At 63.9% G+C, this 19,604-nt stretch carries 21 protein-coding genes; 17 read left to right on the top strand and 4 right to left on the bottom strand.

Features of this window, described 5'->3' with window-relative positions; genetic code table 11:
• Window positions 1-61 precede the first annotated feature (61 nt).
• Window positions 62-682 carry a response regulator gene (locus tag JQ603_RS08525; RefSeq protein ID WP_008562541.1) on the bottom strand — a complete coding sequence of 207 codons (621 nt, stop codon included), beginning with the start codon at window positions 680-682 and terminating at the stop codon, window positions 62-64.
• Between the two features lie 193 nt (window positions 683-875).
• Between JQ603_RS08525 and JQ603_RS08530 the strand changes: the two genes are divergently transcribed.
• The 5 genes from JQ603_RS08530 to JQ603_RS08550 all read left to right on the top strand — a co-directional run bounded on the left by JQ603_RS08530 (window position 876) and on the right by JQ603_RS08550 (window position 6,012).
• Entirely contained in the window at window positions 876-2,234 is a 1,359-nt protein-coding gene (locus JQ603_RS08530; protein WP_212338038.1) for a histidine kinase, read from the top strand.
• A gap of 167 nt (window positions 2,235-2,401) precedes the next feature.
• Window positions 2,402-4,885 (top strand): TonB-dependent receptor, encoded by a 2,484-nt coding sequence (locus tag JQ603_RS08535; RefSeq protein ID WP_212338040.1) that lies wholly within the window; start codon window positions 2,402-2,404, stop codon window positions 4,883-4,885.
• A 106-nt stretch (window positions 4,886-4,991) separates the two neighbouring features.
• A complete protein-coding gene (locus JQ603_RS08540) occupies window positions 4,992-5,351 on the top strand; it encodes a hypothetical protein (protein WP_212338042.1) in 360 nt (119 codons plus the stop codon).
• Window positions 5,352-5,482: 131 nt separating this feature from the next.
• On the top strand, window positions 5,483-5,782 hold the full coding sequence (locus tag JQ603_RS08545) for a hypothetical protein (RefSeq protein WP_212338045.1): 300 nt from the start codon (window positions 5,483-5,485) through the stop codon (window positions 5,780-5,782).
• On the top strand, window positions 5,779-6,012 hold the full coding sequence (locus tag JQ603_RS08550) for a hypothetical protein (protein ID WP_183242239.1): 234 nt from the start codon (window positions 5,779-5,781) through the stop codon (window positions 6,010-6,012). Before JQ603_RS08545 ends, JQ603_RS08550 begins: the two co-directional genes overlap by 4 nt.
• Before the next feature lie 79 nt (window positions 6,013-6,091).
• On the opposite strand, the gene JQ603_RS08555 is transcribed toward JQ603_RS08550, so the two are convergent.
• On the bottom strand, window positions 6,092-6,967 hold the full coding sequence (locus JQ603_RS08555; RefSeq protein WP_212338048.1) for a LysR family transcriptional regulator: 876 nt from the start codon (window positions 6,965-6,967) through the stop codon (window positions 6,092-6,094).
• Window positions 6,968-7,130: 163 nt separating this feature from the next.
• On the opposite strand from JQ603_RS08555, the gene JQ603_RS08560 reads away from it, so the two are divergent.
• The 5 genes from JQ603_RS08560 (at window position 7,131) to JQ603_RS08580 (ending at window position 10,382) form a co-directional block, all read left to right on the top strand.
• Window positions 7,131-8,144: an alkene reductase gene (locus JQ603_RS08560; protein WP_245003517.1), complete on the top strand. Its 1,014-nt coding sequence runs from the start codon at window positions 7,131-7,133 to the stop codon at window positions 8,142-8,144.
• Window positions 8,092-9,147 carry an SDR family NAD(P)-dependent oxidoreductase gene (locus tag JQ603_RS08565; protein ID WP_212338054.1) on the top strand — a complete coding sequence of 352 codons (1,056 nt, stop codon included), beginning with the start codon at window positions 8,092-8,094 and terminating at the stop codon, window positions 9,145-9,147. The genes JQ603_RS08560 and JQ603_RS08565 overlap by 53 nt, the downstream gene beginning before the upstream one ends.
• Before the next feature lie 161 nt (window positions 9,148-9,308).
• Complete coding sequence (locus tag JQ603_RS08570) at window positions 9,309-9,578, top strand: hypothetical protein (protein ID WP_212338057.1); 270 nt, start codon at window positions 9,309-9,311, stop codon at window positions 9,576-9,578.
• Window positions 9,579-9,744: 166 nt separating this feature from the next.
• Window positions 9,745-9,912 carry a hypothetical protein gene (locus JQ603_RS08575; RefSeq protein WP_212338060.1) on the top strand — a complete coding sequence of 56 codons (168 nt, stop codon included), beginning with the start codon at window positions 9,745-9,747 and terminating at the stop codon, window positions 9,910-9,912.
• Window positions 9,913-9,974: 62 nt separating this feature from the next.
• Window positions 9,975-10,382: a hypothetical protein gene (locus JQ603_RS08580; protein ID WP_212338062.1), complete on the top strand. Its 408-nt coding sequence runs from the start codon at window positions 9,975-9,977 to the stop codon at window positions 10,380-10,382.
• Window positions 10,383-10,413: 31 nt separating this feature from the next.
• Here JQ603_RS08580 and JQ603_RS08585 read toward each other — a convergent pair whose 3' ends face one another.
• Window positions 10,414-11,112, bottom strand: coding sequence for a GntR family transcriptional regulator (locus JQ603_RS08585; RefSeq protein WP_212338064.1), 699 nt, complete (start codon window positions 11,110-11,112; stop codon window positions 10,414-10,416).
• 135 nt (window positions 11,113-11,247) lie between these two features.
• Between JQ603_RS08585 and JQ603_RS08590 the strand changes: the two genes are divergently transcribed.
• From JQ603_RS08590 to JQ603_RS08620, 7 genes are all read left to right on the top strand, one after another.
• Complete coding sequence (locus tag JQ603_RS08590; RefSeq protein ID WP_212338066.1) at window positions 11,248-12,147, top strand: VOC family protein; 900 nt, start codon at window positions 11,248-11,250, stop codon at window positions 12,145-12,147.
• The gene (locus JQ603_RS08595) at window positions 12,144-13,766 is read left to right on the top strand and encodes a bifunctional 3-(3-hydroxy-phenyl)propionate/3-hydroxycinnamic acid hydroxylase (RefSeq protein ID WP_212338067.1); all 1,623 of its coding nucleotides are present in this window, start codon (window positions 12,144-12,146) and stop codon (window positions 13,764-13,766) included. The genes JQ603_RS08590 and JQ603_RS08595 overlap by 4 nt, the downstream gene beginning before the upstream one ends.
• Entirely contained in the window at window positions 13,763-14,608 is an 846-nt protein-coding gene (locus JQ603_RS08600) for a fumarylacetoacetate hydrolase family protein (RefSeq protein ID WP_212338068.1), read from the top strand. Before JQ603_RS08595 ends, JQ603_RS08600 begins: the two co-directional genes overlap by 4 nt.
• Window positions 14,609-14,691: 83 nt before the next feature.
• Window positions 14,692-15,669 (top strand): Bug family tripartite tricarboxylate transporter substrate binding protein, encoded by a 978-nt coding sequence (locus tag JQ603_RS08605; RefSeq protein WP_212338069.1) that lies wholly within the window; start codon window positions 14,692-14,694, stop codon window positions 15,667-15,669.
• A gap of 122 nt (window positions 15,670-15,791) precedes the next feature.
• Complete coding sequence (locus JQ603_RS08610; RefSeq protein WP_212338070.1) at window positions 15,792-17,258, top strand: GH1 family beta-glucosidase; 1,467 nt, start codon at window positions 15,792-15,794, stop codon at window positions 17,256-17,258.
• 233 nt (window positions 17,259-17,491) lie between these two features.
• Entirely contained in the window at window positions 17,492-18,724 is a 1,233-nt protein-coding gene (locus JQ603_RS08615) for an acetyl-CoA C-acetyltransferase (RefSeq protein WP_212338072.1), read from the top strand.
• 344 nt (window positions 18,725-19,068) lie between these two features.
• Window positions 19,069-19,371, top strand: a complete 303-nt coding sequence (locus JQ603_RS08620; protein ID WP_008139488.1) for an HU family DNA-binding protein — start codon at window positions 19,069-19,071, stop codon at window positions 19,369-19,371.
• A 73-nt stretch (window positions 19,372-19,444) separates the two neighbouring features.
• Here JQ603_RS08620 and JQ603_RS08625 read toward each other — a convergent pair whose 3' ends face one another.
• Entirely contained in the window at window positions 19,445-19,600 is a 156-nt protein-coding gene (locus JQ603_RS08625) for a hypothetical protein (RefSeq protein WP_212338074.1), read from the bottom strand.
• Between the last annotated feature and the right edge of the window lie 4 nt (window positions 19,601-19,604).

Consider the following 19,604-nt stretch of genomic DNA (forward strand, 5'->3'; position numbering starts at 1 on the left):
GGCATCTAACCACATCAACATTGCAACGCTTGTGTGACCGAATTTGCTGCGGCTGCCTGCGTCAGGCGACGCCGCTGTCGATCGCCAGTCGGACCAGCTCGACTGAGGTCTTCACGCCGAGCTTCTGTCGCATGATCGAGGAGGTGTTGGCCACCGTCTTGTAGGACGACTGCACCAGCCAAGCGATCTCCGACAGGCTCTTGCCGGCGCTGAGCAGCCGCAAAATTTCCATCTCGCGCGCGTTCAGCTTCGACAGCGGGCTTTGCGCCAGCGCAGGTCCGGCAAAGGCGATGCTGCGCGCGATCGCGGTAGGCAGATAGGTGCCTCCACCGCCGACGGCGCGGATCGCCTCGACGAGGTCGTCGGGGTCGCCGGTCTTGGAGACGTAGCCCTTGGCGCCGCATTCGATCGCGCGCGCGGCGAAAGCCGGGTCGTCGTTCATGCTGAACATGATGATGCGGGCCTCCGGCGCACGCTCGAGGATGCGGCGCGCGAGCTCGAAGCCGGAGACGGTCGGCAGGTTGATGTCGATGATGCAGAGGTCGGGGCGCTCGACGATGAAGACGCACTCGCCGTCCTCGGCGTCGGCGGCCTCCAGAATCTCGATCTCGCCCTCGTCGGCCAGCACGGCACGGCAGCCCGAGGCGACAATGGGATGATCGTCGACGATCAGAATGCGCATAGGCGTTTCCCCGTAACAGCGCCGGCCTGTTGTCGCGCCGCATGATCCGAACAGGAACGCCGCTGCGTCTCATGTCGCCTCATGCACCCCGGCCGGGATTGCTGTACGCTTTCGATTAGATATCGGGCGCTTCGCCCCTGTCAACGTCATCGGACAGGCGCGGGCCAACCTTCGCGAGGCACGGGCGACATCAATGTGGCAAAATCTATCATTGCGCGCGCGGATCAACCTGTTGCTGGCGCTGCTGCTGGCGTTGGGCCTCGCCGTCAATATCGGCCGCCAGGTCGCTGAGGCCGGCCCGCGCGTGCAGGCCGAGGATCAGAGCGTGATCCGCCTCGCGCGCGAATTCATCGAGATGATCGTTGCCGATCTCAACGAGGCGCCCGATCCGGATGCGCGGCTGAACCAGATCGCCCGCGATCTCAGCCGCCTGCGCCATGTCAGCATCGCGCTTCTCGATTCCGGCGGGAACCCGCTGACGCCGCCGCGGCCAGATGCCGACGACGACACGCGCGCCCCGCCGGCCTGGTTCGTCAGCCTGGTTCATCCCGAGCAGACCGCCGTGAGCGTGCCGGTGTCGATCCATGGCAAGCCGGGCTCGCTCCGGATCACCTCGCATCCCGATGACGAGATCGCAGAGATCTGGGACGGCATCGTGACCCAGCTCGAGGTCGGCTCGGTGATCGCGCTCGTGCTGTTTTTCCTGATGATGAGTGTGGTCGGCCGGGCGCTGGTACCGCTGCAGTCGCTGACGGAGGTGATGGGGAAGCTCGAGGGCGGGCACTACGAGGCGCGCGTCGCGCCGGGCGGCGCGCCGGAGCTCGCCGCAATCTGCACCAGGCTCAATCATCTAGCGGCGACGCTCGGCGAGGCGGTCGAGGACAAGCGGCGCCTCGCCGAGCGCGCGGTGTCGCTGCAGGATGTCGAGCGCAAGGAGATCGCGCGGGAATTGCACGACGAATTCGGGCCGTATCTGTTCTCGCTGCGTGCCCATGCCAGCGCGCTGGCAAAGCTCGCGGACGGCAAGGCGCCGAGCGCAGAGGCGGTGCGCAAGCACGGCAGCGCCCTCCTGGAGCAGATCAACGCCCTCCAGCAATTCACCCGCCGCGTGCTGGAGCGCCTCCGGCCCGTCGGCCTTGCCGAGCTCGGCCTCGGCCAGGCGCTTGAATCGCTGTCCCGGCTGTGGCGGGAGTCCCATCCCGAGGTCACCATCGAAACCAAGATCTCGCCACAGCTGGGGGCGACCGGGGAAACCGCCGACCTCACCATCTACCGCGTGGTGCAGGAGGCGCTCACCAACGTGTTTCGCCATGCCGGCGCCACCGCGGTCAATGTCGTCATCGAGCCTGCGGACCAGCCGACGCGCGACGGCCGCCTCTGCGCCCGGGTGCGAGTCAGCGACAATGGCCGCGGCATGGAGCCGGGCCAGAAGCTCGGCTTCGGCCTCGTCGGCATGCGCGAGCGGATCCTGGCGCTGGGCGGCACGCTCAATGTCGTGTCCGGCGACGGCGGCCTGACCGTCGAGGCGCTGGTGCCGACGGCGGCGGCCTGATGGTGCGACACGATCGGGAAAAATTCCCGATTTGGTCGGGAAAACGGGTGCGGATATTGCCCGACCTTTTGTGGCTGGCGCGTGAGTTCCTGCCGATTACACTCGTCTGCACCAAACGGCGAAAAGTCAGAACAGCCGGTGGTCACGGGTGGGTTGGGAAGGCAGGAATGGGCAAGCGTCTTAGGGGTAAGCGTCGTTTGTTGATGGCCTCGGTGTCGACGGGGCTGGTGTCGGGGCTGGTTTTTGCCAGCCCTGCCGGGGCCGCGCAGGAGGAGGAAACCAACGTCCAGAACCTGCCGCCGGTCGAGGTGACCGCGCCGCCCTCGGCGACAAGGCGCACAACGCCGACGCGGCCGGTGGCGCGAGCAGGGGCTTCGTCGTCGAACCGCCCCAAGACACGCATCTACGTCTACCCGACCTCGCCCGGTACTGGCCGAGGCCTCGACGTCGACAAGGTTCCTTCGGCGATCAACGCGGTCGACGCCAACCAGATCAGGCGGACCGGCTCGCTCAACGTCACCGATGCCCTGCAGCAGTACGTACCCGGCGTCAGCATCAATGAAGTGACCGGCAATCCCTTCCAGCCCGATATTCAGTTTCGCGGCTACGTCGCTTCACCTCTGGCGGGGACGCCACAAGGTCTGGCCGTCTATCAGAACGGCGTACGCATCAACGAAGCCTTCTCCGATATCGTCAATTGGGATCTGATTCCGACGGCCGCGATCCGATCAGCCGTTGTGGTGACCAACAATCCGGCGTACGGCCTCAATGCGCTCGGCGGCGCCATCGACCTGCAGATGAAGAACGGTTTCAACTATCAGGGTGCCGAGATCGACATCATGGGCGGCTCGTTCGGCCGCATTCAGGGCTCTGCACAATGGGGCAAGCAGGTCGACAGAAACTGGTCCGTCTATGGTGCGCTCGAAGGCATTCACGACAACGGCTTCCGCAATTTCTCATCATCGGACGTCCGGCGCTTCTACGGCGACGTCGGGTATCGCTTCGAAGGCAACGAGTTCCACATCAATGGCGGCATCGCCAACAATTCCTTGGCTGGACCCAGCACTGTTCCGGCCGAATTGCTCCAGCAATATTGGGGCGCGACCTATACAACGCCACAAACCATTTCCAACAAGGTCGGCTATCTCAACCTGACCGGCAAGGTGGAGGCGACGCCGACCTGGACCTTTGAGGGCACGGCGCATTTGCGAGGCTTCAAACAGAGTACCGTGGACGGAAACCCGACCGATGCGCAGCCTTGCGACGCTGATGCGACGCTCCTTTGCTTTGGCGAGGTCAATCCTTTGACTGGTATCCAAGCGCCGGCCAACGGCCTGAATGGCGTTCAGCTCGCCAATACCTTTGCGCCGGATGCCATCCTCGGCGAGATAGATCGCACCAGCACGAGATCGATCACGTTTGGCGTATCCGGGCAGGCGACCAATAGCGATCAGCTGTTCGGTCACGAGAACCGCCTCGTGATTGGCGCAAGCTATGATGTCAGCCGCACGCACTTCACCGGTAGCGCCGAATTGGGGACGATAGGCACGAACTATGTCGTCACCGGCAGCGGCATATTCCTGGGCCAGTCCGGCGACCCGACATCGATTGGCCCCGTATCGCTTCGCACCGTCAACCAATATCAGGGGCTCTATGCGCTCGACACGTTCAACGTGGACGATCGCTTCGCGATCACGGGAGGTGGGCGGTTCAATGCGGCCCACATCTCCCTGATGGACCAACTCGGCACCGCGCTCAATGGCGATCATAACTATGATCGATTCAATCCCATCATCGGTGGCACCTACAAGATCACCTCTGAAGTGACCGCCTATGCGGGCTATTCCGAAGCCAACCGGGTGCCGACGCCACTCGAGCTCGGCTGCGCGGATCCGGCGAGGCCGTGCATCATCGGGCAGTTCCTGATCGCCGACCCGCCACTGCAGCAGGTCGTATCCAAGACGTTTGAAGCGGGCTTCCGCGGTACCAAGGAATTGAACATCGGCTCGCTTGGCTGGAAAATCGGTGCCTACCGTGCCACCAATTACGACGATATCCTAGCAACCCCAATTCCAGGCCTGACGGGCTTCGGCTTTTTCCAGAACGTCGGGCGGACACGCAGGCAGGGTATCGAAGCCGAGGTGAGCCTGAAGTCGAATGTGCTTCAGTTCCAGGCGAGCTACGCGTTCCTGGATGCACGCTTCCTCGACGCGCTGACGCTTGGCTCAGACAGCCCGTTCGCCGACGCCGACGGCAACATCCAGGTCCTGCCGGGTAATCACATTCCGCGCCTCCCTAGCCACCTTATCAAGGCCAGTATCGAATATGCAGTGACCGATGTCTGGAAGGTCGGAGGTGACGCGCTCTTTGTGTCGAGCCAGTATTTCGTCGGCGACGAGTCCAACCAGTTTCCGAAGCTGCCGTCCTACACCGTGTTTAATCTCCACACCTCCTACCAGGTCACCAAGAACCTCCAGCTTTACGGTCGCGTCAACAACATCTTTGACAACCGCTACTCCACCGTCGGCACCTTCTTCGACCGCGAAGCCTTGCCCAACTTCACCAATGGCGGCGCCGAGTTCACAGACCCGCGCTCGCTGAGTCCGGCCCGGCCGCGCGCGTTCTATGCGGGGATGCGGGTGACGTTTTAGGCGCGCCGAGATCCGGCTGCCTGCGCCCTGGCGGAGAGCGAGGCGGCTCAGGGCTTCGCACAGCCCTGCGCAGACAGCTTGCGTAAAATATCCCGCCTCCGGCATCATGGGCCCGGAGGCTCGCTTTGTCGTGTCATTGAAAAATCCGGACGCCGTCGCCGCGATCGTTGCGGCGCTCCGACACGTTTACGGTGACGAGGTCGCGCGCCTCATGCTCGTCGAGGGCATGAGCCTCGCCAACCTGATCGATGCGATGTTTTCCGCGCCCTTGACCCACCGCGAGGCGATCAGGGCCATCACCGACGGACTGGACGACTTCGTCATTTCGCCGGACCTCGGCCGCATGTGGCACCTCAGGTACATCTATGCCGACGAGCCCGGCTCTTTGCATGTCGTGGACATGGAGATCGCCACGCCCAGCGGTACGCTGGTGAGCAGGGACGTCTGGCTTCGCCTGTCGTCCTAGAGAGGCTGCTCACTTTCGCCGCGGCGACCCTTCCCGTAAGGGGACGTGAGCCGGGCCGGTTCTACTTCCGACTGATTGACACAATGTTCATGATTTGTTCTTATGCTGCACGTCCAGCCAAGGAGCGAGCCATGGACAACCGCATCAATGAAATCCGTAAGATCATCAGGGCATTACGTGTGAGCATGCGTGAGGCCGAGGCCATCATGCATGAGCAAATCAACCGGGACGAGGACTGCACCTTCGTGGCCGAGGAAGTCATGAAGATGCGGACCGTGATGAGCGGGCTCGTCCAGGAGCGGACCGCTCTCGGGGACACCGATCCGATCGTCGTCGCCAGCCTCTTCGTTCCACGCCGGCGGCCGGCGCCGCCGCGCATCGGTGTCGAGAAGCGCCGCCTCGTTCCGCCAAGGGAGGTGGCGCGGGCATGAAGGGAGAGAGGCCGACCTACTTCTCCGACATGCGGGAGCCGCCGGAGTTCCTGAAAGCTCTCGAGCACGCGCGGCGCCTGTCCTGCCTCGAAGGCTGGTGCCGCATGCACGTCGAGGCGATCCAGGTCGCGATCGATCAATACGCGGAAGCAGCTCTCGGCAATCGGGAGTTCTTCCTCAACAAGCCGCACAGCATCGGCGAGAGTCGCAGGAGCGGCGAGGTGCCGTGAGATCGCGGATTCCGTTGGATTTTCGTTTTCTTGAAGATGAATTTGCCGCGCAATTGACAAGCCAGGAGCCGGAGCGGGTTTACCCCCGGCTCAGCCGTTCTCTCAAAAATTCGATGAAGCGTTGCGTCTTGGCCGGAAGCAGTCTGGTCTCGGTGACGGCGTAGATGGTCATGGGCTGGCCCTGCCATTGCGGCATGATGCGGCGCAGCCGGCCGGCTGCAACTTCGTCGGCTACGATTTCCTGCGGCATGAACGCAATGCCCATGTCGAGCGTAGCGAGGCGGCGGAGCATGCCGATGCTGTTGAGATGAAAGCGGCCGTCGACATCGGCATCGACCGTTTGCGTTCCGCTCTGCAGCGTCCAGGTGCTCACTCTCGTCTGACAAAGGCATTGATGGCGCGCGAGGTCGGCTGGTTCGCGCGGCTCGCCGCTGAGTTCGAGATAGCGCGGCGAGGCGTAGAGATAGCCGTGCAGGCGCGCGAGCGGCCGCGCGATCATATGCGAGGCCTCGGATTCCCCGACGCGGATCGCCAGATCGTACGGCTCGGAAACGAGGTCGACGCGTCGCGGCGTCAGGTCGAATTCGAAATCGATCCCGGGATAGTGCTGCGCGAATTCGGTGATCAGCGGCGCGAGATAGGTGTTCGCGAAGTCTACCGGCAGTGAAACGCGCAGCAGTCCGCTCGGCTGCGCCAGCATCTCGCCGAGCTGCTCGTGCGCGAGGCGCGCTTCGTCGACGATGCGCTTGCAGCGCTCGAAATAGAGCTGGCCGGCTTCGGTCAATTCGATCCGGCGCGTCGTCCGGTTCAGCAGGCGAAGCCCGATTTCCTTCTCCAAGAGGCTGATCCGTCGCGACAGGGTCGAGTTGGGCATGTCGAGGGTCGCGGCGGCGCCCCGGAAGCTTCTGGCCTTCGCGACCTCCACGAAGAGCGCCATGTCATTCAACAGCTCCATGGAATTATTCCATATATGGATCAATTTGTTCCATCATACGGCATTTATTCCATCAGGTGGAAGCTCCATCTTCCTTCTCAGCATCATCGAGAAGGAACTCGCCGTGAATTCGCTCTTCAGTCCCGTCCGCGTCGGCGGACTAGACCTTCCCAACCGCCTGGTCATGGCGCCTATGACGCGCTCTCGCGCCGACGCCGATGGCGTTCCCGGCAGCCTCGCCGCCGAATATTACGCGCAGCGCGCCGGAGTTGGCCTGATCGTCACCGAGGGCACCCAGCCGTCCGATGACGGGCAGGGCTACATGACGACGCCGGGCATCTACACGCCCGCGCATGTCGTCGGTTGGCGCAAGGTGACCGACGCCGTGCACGCCAAGGGCGGACACATCTACATCCAGCTCATGCATGCCGGACGCATGTCGCATCCCGACAACACGCCGCATCACCGCCAGGGTGTGGCCCCGTCCGCGATCGCGCCTAACACACCGATGTTCACGCCGAAGGGCATGCAGGATATCCCGCAGCCACGAGCTCTCACGACCGACGAGGTGCGCCAGACCGTCGCCGACTTCCGCGATGCCGCGCGTCACGCCATGGCGGCGGGCGCTGATGGCGTCGAGATCCACGGTGCGAACGGGTATCTGGTCCAGCAGTTCATCGCGCCGAGCGCGAACACCCGGATCGACGCGTATGGCGGCTCGATCGAAAACCGTGCACGTTTCGCCGTCGAGGTTGCGGCCGCCATCGCCGCGGAGATCGGCGCGGACAACACAGCGATCCGCCTGTCGCCGGGCATCACGATGTGGGGCATCGACGAAGGCGCCGAGGGACCGGACCTCTATCGCCATCTGGTCGCCGAGCTCGACAAGCTCTCGCTCGCCTATCTTCACATCATGCATCAGGGCGACGATCACCTGCTCGCCGACCTCCGCCGACTGTGGCGCGGCAAGCTGATCGTGAACCGGCCGGGCCGTCCGCGCGATCGCATCGGTTCCGACGTCGCTGCGGGGCTGGCCGATCTGGAAGCGTACGGCCAGATGATCCTGGCGAATCCCGATTTTCTCGCGCGCCTGAAATCCGGTGCGCCGCTGAACGAGGCCGATCGGCGGACGTTCTTCGGCGGCGATGCCCGCGGGTACACCGACTATCCGGCATGGGACGCGGCTGCCGCCGTCTGAGGCCGGTCACCACATTTACCGGCGCTGCACCGCCGCGGCGGTGCGGAGCGCTCATATTCATCAATGCTTGCGGAAGGCACCTGAAGTGAAACGCGTGGAATTGGACAAGAGCCTGAACGTGAGCTTGCCGTCGCTCGACAGCCTCCGGCTCACTGGTGTGAATGTCGCGGTAATCGGCGGGACCGGCGGGATCGGTCGGGCACTCAGCCAGCAGCTTGCGGCCAGGGGCGCGAATGTCCTGGTCGTCGGTCAGACCTTCCGCGATCAGGAGGTGCCGCGCATCACCTTCATGAAGGCCGACCTCGGCTCGATGCGCGAGGCGAAGCGGATCGGCGCCGCGCTGCCCGCCGGAAACATCGACATTGTTGTCTTCACGACCGGCATCATGGCCGGCCCCAAACGCGAGGTGACATCGGAAGGCATCGAACGCGATCTTGCCGTCAGCTATCTGAGCCGCCTCGTCATCCTGAACGAGATCGCTCCGCGTCTCGGCAAGGATCGCGCCGGGACCGACATGAGGCCCCGGATCTTCGTCGTGGGATTCCCGGGCACGGATCAGAGGGCGAACGTCGACGATTTGAACTCGGAGCGGAGCTACAAACGCTTCGCGGCGCACTCGAACACCGTGGCCGGAAACGAGGTGCTTGCCCTCGATGCAGCCAGGCGCTTCCCCGGTATCGACGTGTTCGGTCTCAACCCGGGCTTCGTCAAGACCAACATCCGCGCCAATCTGCTCGGCCCGCGCGCGCTTTTCGCCGTCGTGGAATGGCTCGCCAGCTTCATGATGGTCGAACCGGACGTTTATGCCGAGCGCTTGATACCGCTCCTGGTGTCGCGCGATCTCGACGGCCGCAGCGGCGCGATGTTCGACAACAAGGCCAAGGCCATCCTGCCGAGCCCGTCGTCCACGGAGCCGTCCTATGCGGCCGCACTGATGGACGCTTCCGACAAACTGGTCAGTCGCGCGTTGGCGGGCCGGGCAGGTGAGGAAAAGAGGACATGATCATTCGGCGTCCAATTCCTGTCGCGTGATGGACCCGGCCCAGGCATGGCTCCGCCGTTGATCTAGATCAACGGCGTCGATCCCCTGATGATCACGTCTTACTGGGGGCGTGTGGCAACTCCCGCCGCCTATCGGTTCGCATGCGTCATGAGGAGGACATCATGCATCGCAGCAAGCATCGTTCGATCAAGTCCGCGACAGCTGCAGGCCTCGCAGCCAGCGCTCTGTTGGGACTGGCAAGCCTCACGCTCAGTCCGACGCCGGCCGAAGCGGTGGTCTATTGCCAGTACATCGATTATCCGCCGAGCTGCGTCGCCCGGGCCGGCGTCGTGCTCCGGCCGCGTCCCGTGGCCCGCGCTGCGGTGCGCGCCGGCACGGCGAGCGCAACCAATCTGAACGGCGGCGTCAATCGCGTCGGCGTGCGGCGGTAGAAAACCGCCCTCGAGCTAGCGAACCGGCGTCGCGGAATGCGCGCGCGTGTCGGCGTCACAGGCGTGCCATGTTTTCTTTACCGGTGGGAAACCATGTCAAAAGATCCGAAAACTTTAACGAAACTGCCGGGCTGTCTCCGCGTCATTTCGTCGGAGGGCCCATCTGATGACAGAGCGCCAGTTGAAAGAGCGGGAATTCCAGATCGCGCGTTACCGGCGTTTGGAGCGGGAAGTCACCGACCCGCTTGCCGCGTGCCTGCTTCACAGCATCATCGAGGAGCTTGAAGAGGAGCTGCGCAGGGACGTCCCGGATTGTCACGGGCCGCGTGATTAACGCTTCCTTAGCGCTGTTCATGCGGATTGTTGGTGTGGGACTACCAAGGGGAGACTGCTCCCATGCTGAAGGACGGCACCTACGCGGCTTGGTACAAGACGCCGATCGATCAGGGCACCGGGATTGTGCATGTCGCGGATGGCCAGATCTGGGGCCGCGACAGCCTGATGACCTATCACGGCTCCTGCAAGGTGGACGGAGATCGCTTCACCGCAACCGTGTCGACGAAGCGTCATACCGACGGACGTGCAACGGTCTTCGGTATCGAGGACGAGCTGACGCTGGACATCGAGGGCAGCTGCCCTGGCAAGATCGCGACCTACACGGCGACGGCACAACAAGTGCCGGGAATGGTTCTCCATGGTACGCTCATTCTGACGGAGCAGCAGCCGCCGGCGTCCGAGCAAACCGAGCGGGTGCCGGCGTTCGATCCCGGCAAGCTTCCAAAGCTGCCGAAGCGCCCGCGCTGACTGCAGCGTGCTCCATGTCTCCAAGACGAAGCTACGCCAGCAATCCGTCGAGATCGGAATAGATGACGTCGGCGGTGCGCTGATAGTGCTGCTGAAGCAGACGCACGGCCTGCTCGCTGTCCCTGGCGAGAACCGCCTGGAGGATATCGCTGTGCTCGGCACCGACCTTGCGCGCGGGATAGGCCTTTGCAATCGACATCATGCGATATCGATAGAGCCGGTCGGCGAGCTGCTCGCAGAAGCCGAGCAGGGGGCGTGAACCGCAAAGTCCGATCAGCGTCGCGTGGAAGGCGCGGTGCACCTTCTCCCAATCCGGATTGTCCTCGAATGTGTCGGGCTTGAGCGAGCGCGGCGTACGATCGAGCCGGTGATGTGCAACCAGCAGAGCCTCTTCCCAGGCTTGGGTGGCATTCTGCATGGACTCGCGTAGCGCCAGACCCTCGACCCAGCACCGCGTCTTGGTCAGCTCCTGGAGCTCTTCCTTGCTGACCTCCTTCACATAGAAGCCGCGCTGCTCCATGCCGACGACGAACTCTTCGGTGGTCAGGCGGTTGAGCGCCTCGCGCAGCGGGGTCTGTCCGACATTGTACTGCTCCATCAGGAAGCGCGACTGCAGCTTGCGTCCGGGCTCGAGCCGCGTTGTCAGGATGTCGGCCTTGAGGCGCGCGTAGATCGTGGTCGCCAGCGTTGCCGGCTGGTCCACCCTCTGGCTGGGCAGGTCAGTGCTCATGGGGCATCCATCAGAATCTCCAGCACTTATGTACATTAGCAGATCTAGAGCCAACTATTTATAAATTTTTGCTTTACGTGAGATTTTGTACATATTAATGAGGTGACGTTCGCCTTTCCTGACCAAGGAAACCCAATGTCCGACTTTCCGGTGACGGCCCTGCGCAGCGTCGAAATCACGACGCCGCAGCTTGCCGGCTCGGTCGAGTTCTACAGCAAGGTCTGGGGCCTCGACGTCGCGGCGGAAGCGGACGGCACGGTGTACCTTGCCGCGACGGGCAGCGACTTCCACGTCCTCGAGCTCACGCCGGGCGAGGCGACATCGCTCCGCAAGATCAGCTTCCGCGCCCGCTCGCACGATGATCTGCGCCGCCTGTTCGCGCGTGCGCGGCAAGCCGGCTGTGAGGTGATCAGTCCACCCGCACCGTCGCCGGCGCCGTCGGGCGGGACAAGTTTCGTGGTTCGCGAAGCGCAGGGATGCGTCATCGAGTTCGTTCATGGCGATCGCACCAGGCCGGCGCGCGTGATCGCCGATCGCCCCGAGCGGCTGGCGCACGTCAACATCAACAGCGCCGACATCGAAAAGCTCTCCGCATTCTATCAGGAGATCCTGGGATTCCGGCTGTCGGATCGATCCAAGCTGATGGCGTTCCTGTGCTGCAACAGCGATCACCACGCGATCGTGCTTGCGGAGGCCCCTCGCAGCGGTCTCAACCACGTGGCTTTCCTCATGCCTGATCTGGAGTCCGTCATGCGCGGCTCCGGCCGCATGGTGGACCACGGTTATCCCATTGGCTGGGGCGTCGGCCGTCACGGCCCGGGCGACAACGTGTTCGCCTACTTCGTCGATCCGGCAGGTGCCGTGATCGAATACACCGCCGAGGTCCTGCAGATCGACGACAGCTACGTCGCGAAAGGACCGAGCGACTGGGTCTGGCCTCCGGGACGAACCGATCAGTGGGGCATCGCCCCGCCGAAATCGGAGGCCTGTAAAGCGGCGCAGCTTGCCGTTCCCTTCGGGGCGCCGCGCGCATGACGGACACGGCCGGTGCCATCGACTACGACGTGCTCGTCGTCGGCTTCGGACCGACCGGCGCCGTTGCCGCAGGCCGGCTCGGCCGCCTCGGTCATCGCACGCTGGTCATCGACCGGCTGACCGACGTGTACGACAAGCCGCGCGCGATCGCGCTCGATCACGAAATTTTCCGTCACTTCGACAATATGGGGCTCACTGATGCGATCTCGCCCTATATCGAGCCTTTCACCGCATCGGAGCATTTTGGCGTCGACGGCCAGTTGATCCGCCGCATCGACATGGTCGCAAAACCCTATCCGCTCGGCTACACGCCGAGCATGGTGTTCAGCCAGCCCGCGGTCGAGGCCGGGCTGCGCCGCCACGCGACGGGCTTTTCCAACGTGCGGGCCGAGCTCGGCGTCGAGCTGCTCGATCTCGTGCAAACGCCCGATCGCGTCGAGGCGCGTTTGAAGGACAGCGATGGACGGCACCGTTCCGTGACGGCGCGCTACGTGCTCGGCTGCGATGGCGCATCGAGCACCGTGCGTCAGATCGCAGGTCTCGCGCTCGAGGATCTCATCTTCGATGAACCCTGGCTGGTGGTCGACGTGCGCGTAAACGAGAACGCGCTTGCCCGCCTGCCACAATGCTCCGCGCAGTTCTGCAATCCGGCGCGTCCCGTGAGCTTCCTGATCGGCCCGAAGAACCATCGCCGCTGGGAGATCATGCTGCTGCCGGGCGAAGATGCGCGGCAGATGGAGCGGCCCGACAATGTCTGGAAGCTGCTCGCGCCCTGGCTCACACCAAATGACGGGGAATTGTGGCGGGCGGCCTCCTATCGCTTCCACGCCCTCGTTGCCGCCGATTGGCGCAACGGCAGGATCCTGATCGCCGGCGATGCCGCGCATCAGCAGCCTCCCTTCATCGGCCAGGGCATGTGCCAGGGCCTTCGCGATGCCACGAACCTCGTCTGGAAGCTGGATCGGGTGCTCAAGGGCGTCTCCTCCGACAGCCTGCTCGACAGCTACACAATTGAACGCAAGCAGCACGTCATCGAGCTGACCGGCAAGATCAAGGCGATCGGCCAGTCGATCTGCGAGCGCGATCCGGCGGCCGCCCGCCGGCGCGATGCGCAAATCCTGGCCGATGGCGGCGGCAAGCCGCTGCTCCTGACGCGGCAGGAAATCATTCCGCCGCTCCGCGCAGGATGTCTGTCACACCACGAGATGCCGGCGCGCGGCACGCTGTTTCCGCAACCGCGCATCGCGAGCGGCCGTACGACCCGCTTGCTGGACGAAGTGACCGGTGTCGGCTGGCGCGTGTTGATCGACGGCCGCAGCAATGATGCCGCTTCGATGCTCTCGCTCTGCACCGCGCGCCCGGACCTATCGCCAGCGGTAGTCGCGCCTGCCGGCGCAGGGCTGCCGAATGCGCTCGAAGAGACCGAGGGCGTACTCGCGAATTGGTTCGACCGTCACGCCGTCATCGCCGCGATCGTTCGGCCCGACCATTATGTCTTCGGAACCGCGCGCAATGCCACCGAGCTCGGCGAGCTCTTAGCCGAGATCGATTTGCGTCGTCGCGACATTCCGGCCGAGCAAGACAAAATTCCCGATCTGAAAATGGAGAGAACCCCGTGAAACTAGCCACCGTAGCGATCGACGGCCGCACCACCTGGGGCATTGTCGAAGGCGAGACCTTCTTTGATGTCGGCGCTACGCTCAAAGCGCGCTATGCCGATCTCAAGGCTGCCATCGGCGCCGGCTTCGCCGGCGTTGCGGATGCAAAGTCCTCCGCCGCCGCCGTTCCGACCTCAAAAGTCATTTGGCTGCCGGTCATCCCGAACCCCGACAAGATCCTCTGCGTGGGCCTGAATTACGAGACCCACCGCAAGGAGACCGGCCGCGCCGAGGTCGAACATCCCACCATCTTCTCGCGCTATGCCAACAGCCAGACCGGACATCTGCAGCCGATCGTGCGGCCGCGCGTCTCGACCCACCTCGATTTCGAAGGCGAGCTCGCGGTCATCATCGGCAAGGCGGGCCGCTACATCTCCCGCGCGGACGCCATGAACCACGTCGTGGGCTATTCCTGCTACAATGACGGCAGCATCCGCGATTTCCAGCGTCATACGCATCAATTCACGCCGGGCAAGAATTTTCCGGATACCGGCGCATTCGGGCCCTGGATGATGACGCCGGACGAGCTCGGCCCGCTCAGTGAGCTCAAGCTCCAGACCCGCCTCAATGGACAGGTCATGCAGGAAGCGCTGATCAAGCAGATGATCTTCGATATCCCGCGCCAGATCGAATACTGCTCGACCTTCACCCGGCTCGAGCCCGGCGACGTCATCGTCAGCGGAACGCCGGGGGGCGTCGGTTCACGGCGCGAGCCGCCGCTCTGGATGAAGCCCGGCGATGTCGTCGAGATCGAGGTCGAACGCCTCGGCGTGCTCAGGAATGTCGTCGCAGACGAAGCCTGATCGAGCGGCCGCAGCCGGCGACGGCTGCGGCCTGCGAGCGACCAATAAAGGCCCGCAAAGCGGCATCTCCAGGGAGAAACACCATGTCCGGACTATCGCGTCGCCTGCTGCTCGCCGGCTTTGCACTTTGCTTCTCTCTTCCGGCCTTGGCGCAGTCGTGGCCGCAGAGACCGGTGACCGTCGTCGTGCCGCAGCCGGCGGGCAACAGCCCGGACGTGATGTGTCGCCTCATCACCGAAAAGCTCTCGCGGGCCTTCGGACAGCAGTTCGTCGTCGAGAATCGTCCGGGTGCCGCAAACCTCGTCGGCACGCAGGCGGTCGCCCGTGCGGCTCCGGACGGCTACACGTTCCTGTTCGCCACATCGGCCGCGCTCGTCACCAATCCCTATACGTTCAAGAAGCTTCCCTATGATCCCGTGAAGGACTTCGTGCCCGTCGCGATGGTGGCCAAAAGCAATCACGTCCTTCTCGTCAATCCCGAGGTGAAGGCCAATACGCTGCCGGAATTGATCAAGCTGGAAAAATCGGCACCGGGTTCGCTAAGCCTCGCCGTCGACGGTGCGCGCAACCTCTCGGGCCTGATTGCTCAAGCCATCAACAAGAACGCCGGAACCAGCTTTGTCCTCATCCCCTACAACACGACCACGAATGCGGTGCAGGACGCCATCTCAGGCCGTATCCAGGTGACGATCCAGGCGGCATCCATCGCCGAGGCCTTCGTCAAGGCAGGGACGCTTCGACCGGTCGCCGCTGCCGGAGCCAGGCGGATCGAGTCCCTGCCGGACGTTCCCGCGATCGCGGAGACGCTGCAGAGCGTCGATCTCCAGGGCTGGTTCATGTTCATGGCGCCGGTCGGCACGCCCGCCGACATCGTCGAAAAACTGAGTGCCGAGATTGCACGCGCCCTGGAATCGTCCGAGGTGCGCGAGCGCGCGCCCACCCTCGGCTTCGATGTCCGTATTGGCGATGCGGTGACGCCTGCGGGTGCAAAGCGCTTCCTCGACGACCAGCTCGCCTCGTCCGGCAAGATTATCCAGGGGCTCGGCATCGAGCCTGAATAGAGCGCTGCGGTGCGGGGCGCTCTTCTGCATTTTTGCATCGTCAACTTCTGCCTCCACTGCTTCTCAAATTGCCCGCGACCGGTCATTGTGCGGCTGCAACAACTCCTCGGGAGCAGCATCACATGTCGGACAAGGTCTCGCGTCGCCAGTTTGCCGCGCTGGCGGGATTGTCCGCGGCAGCAATCGCAAATCCTCTGGACGGCGCCGACGCCAAACCCGCAGCAGCGGCGCCGCGTAGCGACACCGGCTTTCCGACGGGCTTCGTCTGGGGCACGGCGACCTCGTCCTACCAGGTCGAGGGCGCGGTCAACGAGGGCGGGCGAGGGGCCTCGATCTGGGACAAGTTCGTGCGCATTCCCGGCAAGATCGAGGACGGCTCGACCGGCGACCGCGCCAACGAGCACTACCATCGTTACAAGGAGGACATCGCGCTCATCAAGGAGCTCGGCTGCAAGGCCTATCGCTTCTCGATCGCCTGGCCGCGGGTGTTTCCGGATGGCGACGGCAAGCCGAACGCCAATGGGCTCGACTTCTACAATCGGCTCATCGACGAGCTGCTCAGGAACGGCATCGAGCCGTGGGCGACGCTCTATCATTGGGACCTGCCGCAATCGCTGCAGGACCGCTTCGGCGGCTGGCGCTCGACCGAGACCTGCAAGATCTTCGGCGACTATGCGGCCTATGTCGCCGAGCACCTGACGGACCGGGTCAAGAACGTGTTCACGCTGAACGAGAGCGGCCGCTTCGTGCAGTTCGGCTACGGCCTCGGCATCGACGCGCCCGGCGTGACGCTGCCGCAACGAGAGGTCAACCAGGTCAGGCACAACAGCGCGCTCGCACATGGGATCGCGGTGCAGGCGGTGCGGGCCCATGGCCGTCACGGCACGAGGGTCGGACCTGCCGAGAATATCGACGTCTGCGTTCCCGCGATCGATACGCCCGAGCATGTCCGCGCCGCCGAGATCGCGCTGCGCGAGATGAATGCCGGCTATCTCAACGTCATCATGACGGGTCAGTATACCGACGCCTTCCTGAAATATGCCGGCGCCGACGCGCCGAAATACACCGACGCCGAGCTGAAGATCATCTCCTCGCCGGTCGACTTCCTCGGCCTCAACATCTACGCGCCGCAGAACTATGTGGTGCCGTCGCAGGAGGGCGCGGGCTTCATGCCGCTGCCGATCCCGAAATCGTTCCCGCACATGAGCTCGGACTGGCTGCGCATCGCGCCCGAGACGATGTACTGGGTGCCGAAGCTCGCGGCCAAGATCTGGAAGACGGATGCGATCTACATCACCGAGAACGGTACCTCCGGTGACGACGTGGTCACGCCCGACGGCAAGATCTACGACACCGACCGCATCATGTACCTGCGCAACTATCTCGCCCAGCTGCAGCGCGCCACCGCCGAGGGCGTACCGGTGCGCGGCTATTTCCTCTGGAGCCTGATGGACAATTTCGAATGGGTGTTCGGCCTCAGCAAGCGCTTCGGCCTCTACCACGTCAACTTCGACACCCAGGTCCGCACGCCCAAGCTCAGCGCGAGCTTCTATCGCAACGTGATCGCGAAGAACGCCGCGGGGGTGTAACTCTTCTCCCTCTCCCGTTCTTACGGGGAGAGGGCAGGGATGAGGGGCTCTCTCCGCGAGTCCATCTGTCACCGTCCTTGCCGAAGCTCCCCCTCACCCGGATTTTCCGCTGCGCGTAAAATCCGGCCTCTCCCCGCAGGCGGGGAGAGGCGAAGGAAGGCCGCGCCACATTGACTCCACTCTCCCCCTGATTCAAAACCGTCCTCAACACTCATAACAAGAGGACAACGCCCATGACCGACGCGCTGATCATCGATGCCTGCCGCACCCCGCGAGGCGTCGGCAAGGCCGGCAAGGGAGCACTGTCGGGCATTCATCCGCAGCAGCTCGGTGCAACCGTGCTGCGTGCGCTCGCCGACCGCACCGGCATCAATACCGCCGATGTCGACGACATCGTCTGGGGCTGCAGCGCGCAGGTCGCAACGCAAAGCGGCGATCTCGGCCGCATGTCGGCGCTCGATGCCGGCTATGACGTGCGCGCCAGCGCGGTGACGCTGGATCGCTTCTGTGGCTCCGGCATCACCAGCGTCAACATGGCGGCCTCCTCGATCATGGCGGGCGCCGAAGACCTCGTCATCGCCGGCGGCTGCGAGATGATGTCGATGGAGGGGCGGCGCGGCGGCGGTCCGATGATGATGGACAGCGGCAATCTGCGCCTGCGGGCAAGGCATCCGCAGTCGCATCAGGGCGTCTGCGCCGACGCGATCGCGACTCTCGAAGGCATCACGCGACATGACGTCGACGCGCTCGGGCTCGAAAGCCAGAAGCGCGCCGCGCATGCGATGGCGAACGGCCATTTCAAGAAGAGCCTCGTGCCGGTGCACCGCGAGGACGGCAGCCTCGCGCTCGACCATGAAGAATATCCGCGGCCGCAGACCACGATGGAGGGCCTCAGCAGCCTGAAGCCGGCGTTTCCAGCGATTGCCGACTATGCGCTCGACGACAAGGGCACGACCTATCGCGGCCTGATCCTGCAGAAATATCCGGATCTGAAGATCGACTTCGTGCATCACGCCGGCAACTCGTCCGGCGTCGTCGACGGCGCCGCCGCGATCCTGCTGGCGTCGCCCGCCTATGCCAGGGCGCATGGCCTTAAAGCGCGCGCCCGCGTGGTGGCGATGGCGAATATGGGGGATTCGCCGACCCTGATGCTGAACGCGCCGGTGCCGGCGACGCGCAAGGTGCTGGCGAAGGCAGGCCTCTCCATCGACGACATCGATCTGTTCGAGATCAACGAGGCCTTTGCGGTGGTGGCGGAAAAATATATCCGCGACCTCAAGCTCGACCGCGCCAAGGTCAACGTCAATGGCGGCTCGATTGCGCTCGGCCATCCCATCGGCGCGACCGGCTCGATCCTGATCGGCACCGTGCTCGACGAACTCGAGCGGCGCGATTTGAAGCGCGGTCTCGTCACCATGTGCGCCGCCGGCGGCATGGCGCCCGCCATTATCATCGAGCGCGTCTAGCTGTCTTCTCTTCATCTCTCCCCGTGAAAACGGGGAGAGAGAGCGGTTGCAGTGCGATCCAACCCTTATTTTCTAGGGTGAAACGCACCCCTCCTCGCATAAAGAGGCCGGTCGTCGCTTGTCGAAAGCCGCGAATCAGCTTTAGCAAGGCTGCGTGCGGGCCTTTGAAACAAGGTAAAATCCGCTGCCCGAGGCTTCTTTCGCTCCGGAAGTAGCTAAAAAGCAGGGTTTTTTGCCACAGGGGGCCAAAAAAGCCCGTAAAATCGCGACAAAACTGTGCAGAAGGCTATAGGCCTTCGCCGCTTGGTCTAATATGCAACCGGCAACGAATCAGAGGAGACACGATGCCAGCCCAAATGTCCAAATCGCAGTTGATCGAAAAGATTGCGACCGCCACCGAGCTTTCCAAGCGCGACGTCAAGAGCGTCATGGAGACGCTGACCGACGTCGGCCACAAGGAGCTCAAGAAGAACGGCCTGTTCCTGGTGCCGGGCTTCGCCAAGTTCGTGGTCATCAAGAAGCCCGCGACCAAGGCGCGCAAGGGCACCAACCCGTTCACGGGTGAAGAGATGATGTTCAAGGCCAAGCCGGCCCGGAAGATCGTCCGCGCCCGCCCGGTCAAGGCTGCCAAGGACGCCGTGGCCTGATAAACGCAAAGGCCCCCTCGCAACGAGGGGGCCTTTTATTTGGGGCAGCCGCGGGGGCTTGAGACGGAGGGGCTCAACCCTTGCGGCGCTTCACCCGGACCGGGATCGGCTGAAGCCGCGGCCCGGGGCCTGCGAGCGCATCGCGAACCCGGTCGATGGCGCGATCGAGCAGCTGGCGCAGCCGCTGCGTCTTGCGTGATCTCTTGGCCTTCTCCAGCAGTTTCTTCATCGCA

Source organism: Bradyrhizobium liaoningense (genome assembly GCF_018130825.1).
GTDB classification, from domain to species: domain Bacteria; phylum Pseudomonadota; class Alphaproteobacteria; order Rhizobiales; family Xanthobacteraceae; genus Bradyrhizobium; species Bradyrhizobium liaoningense_B.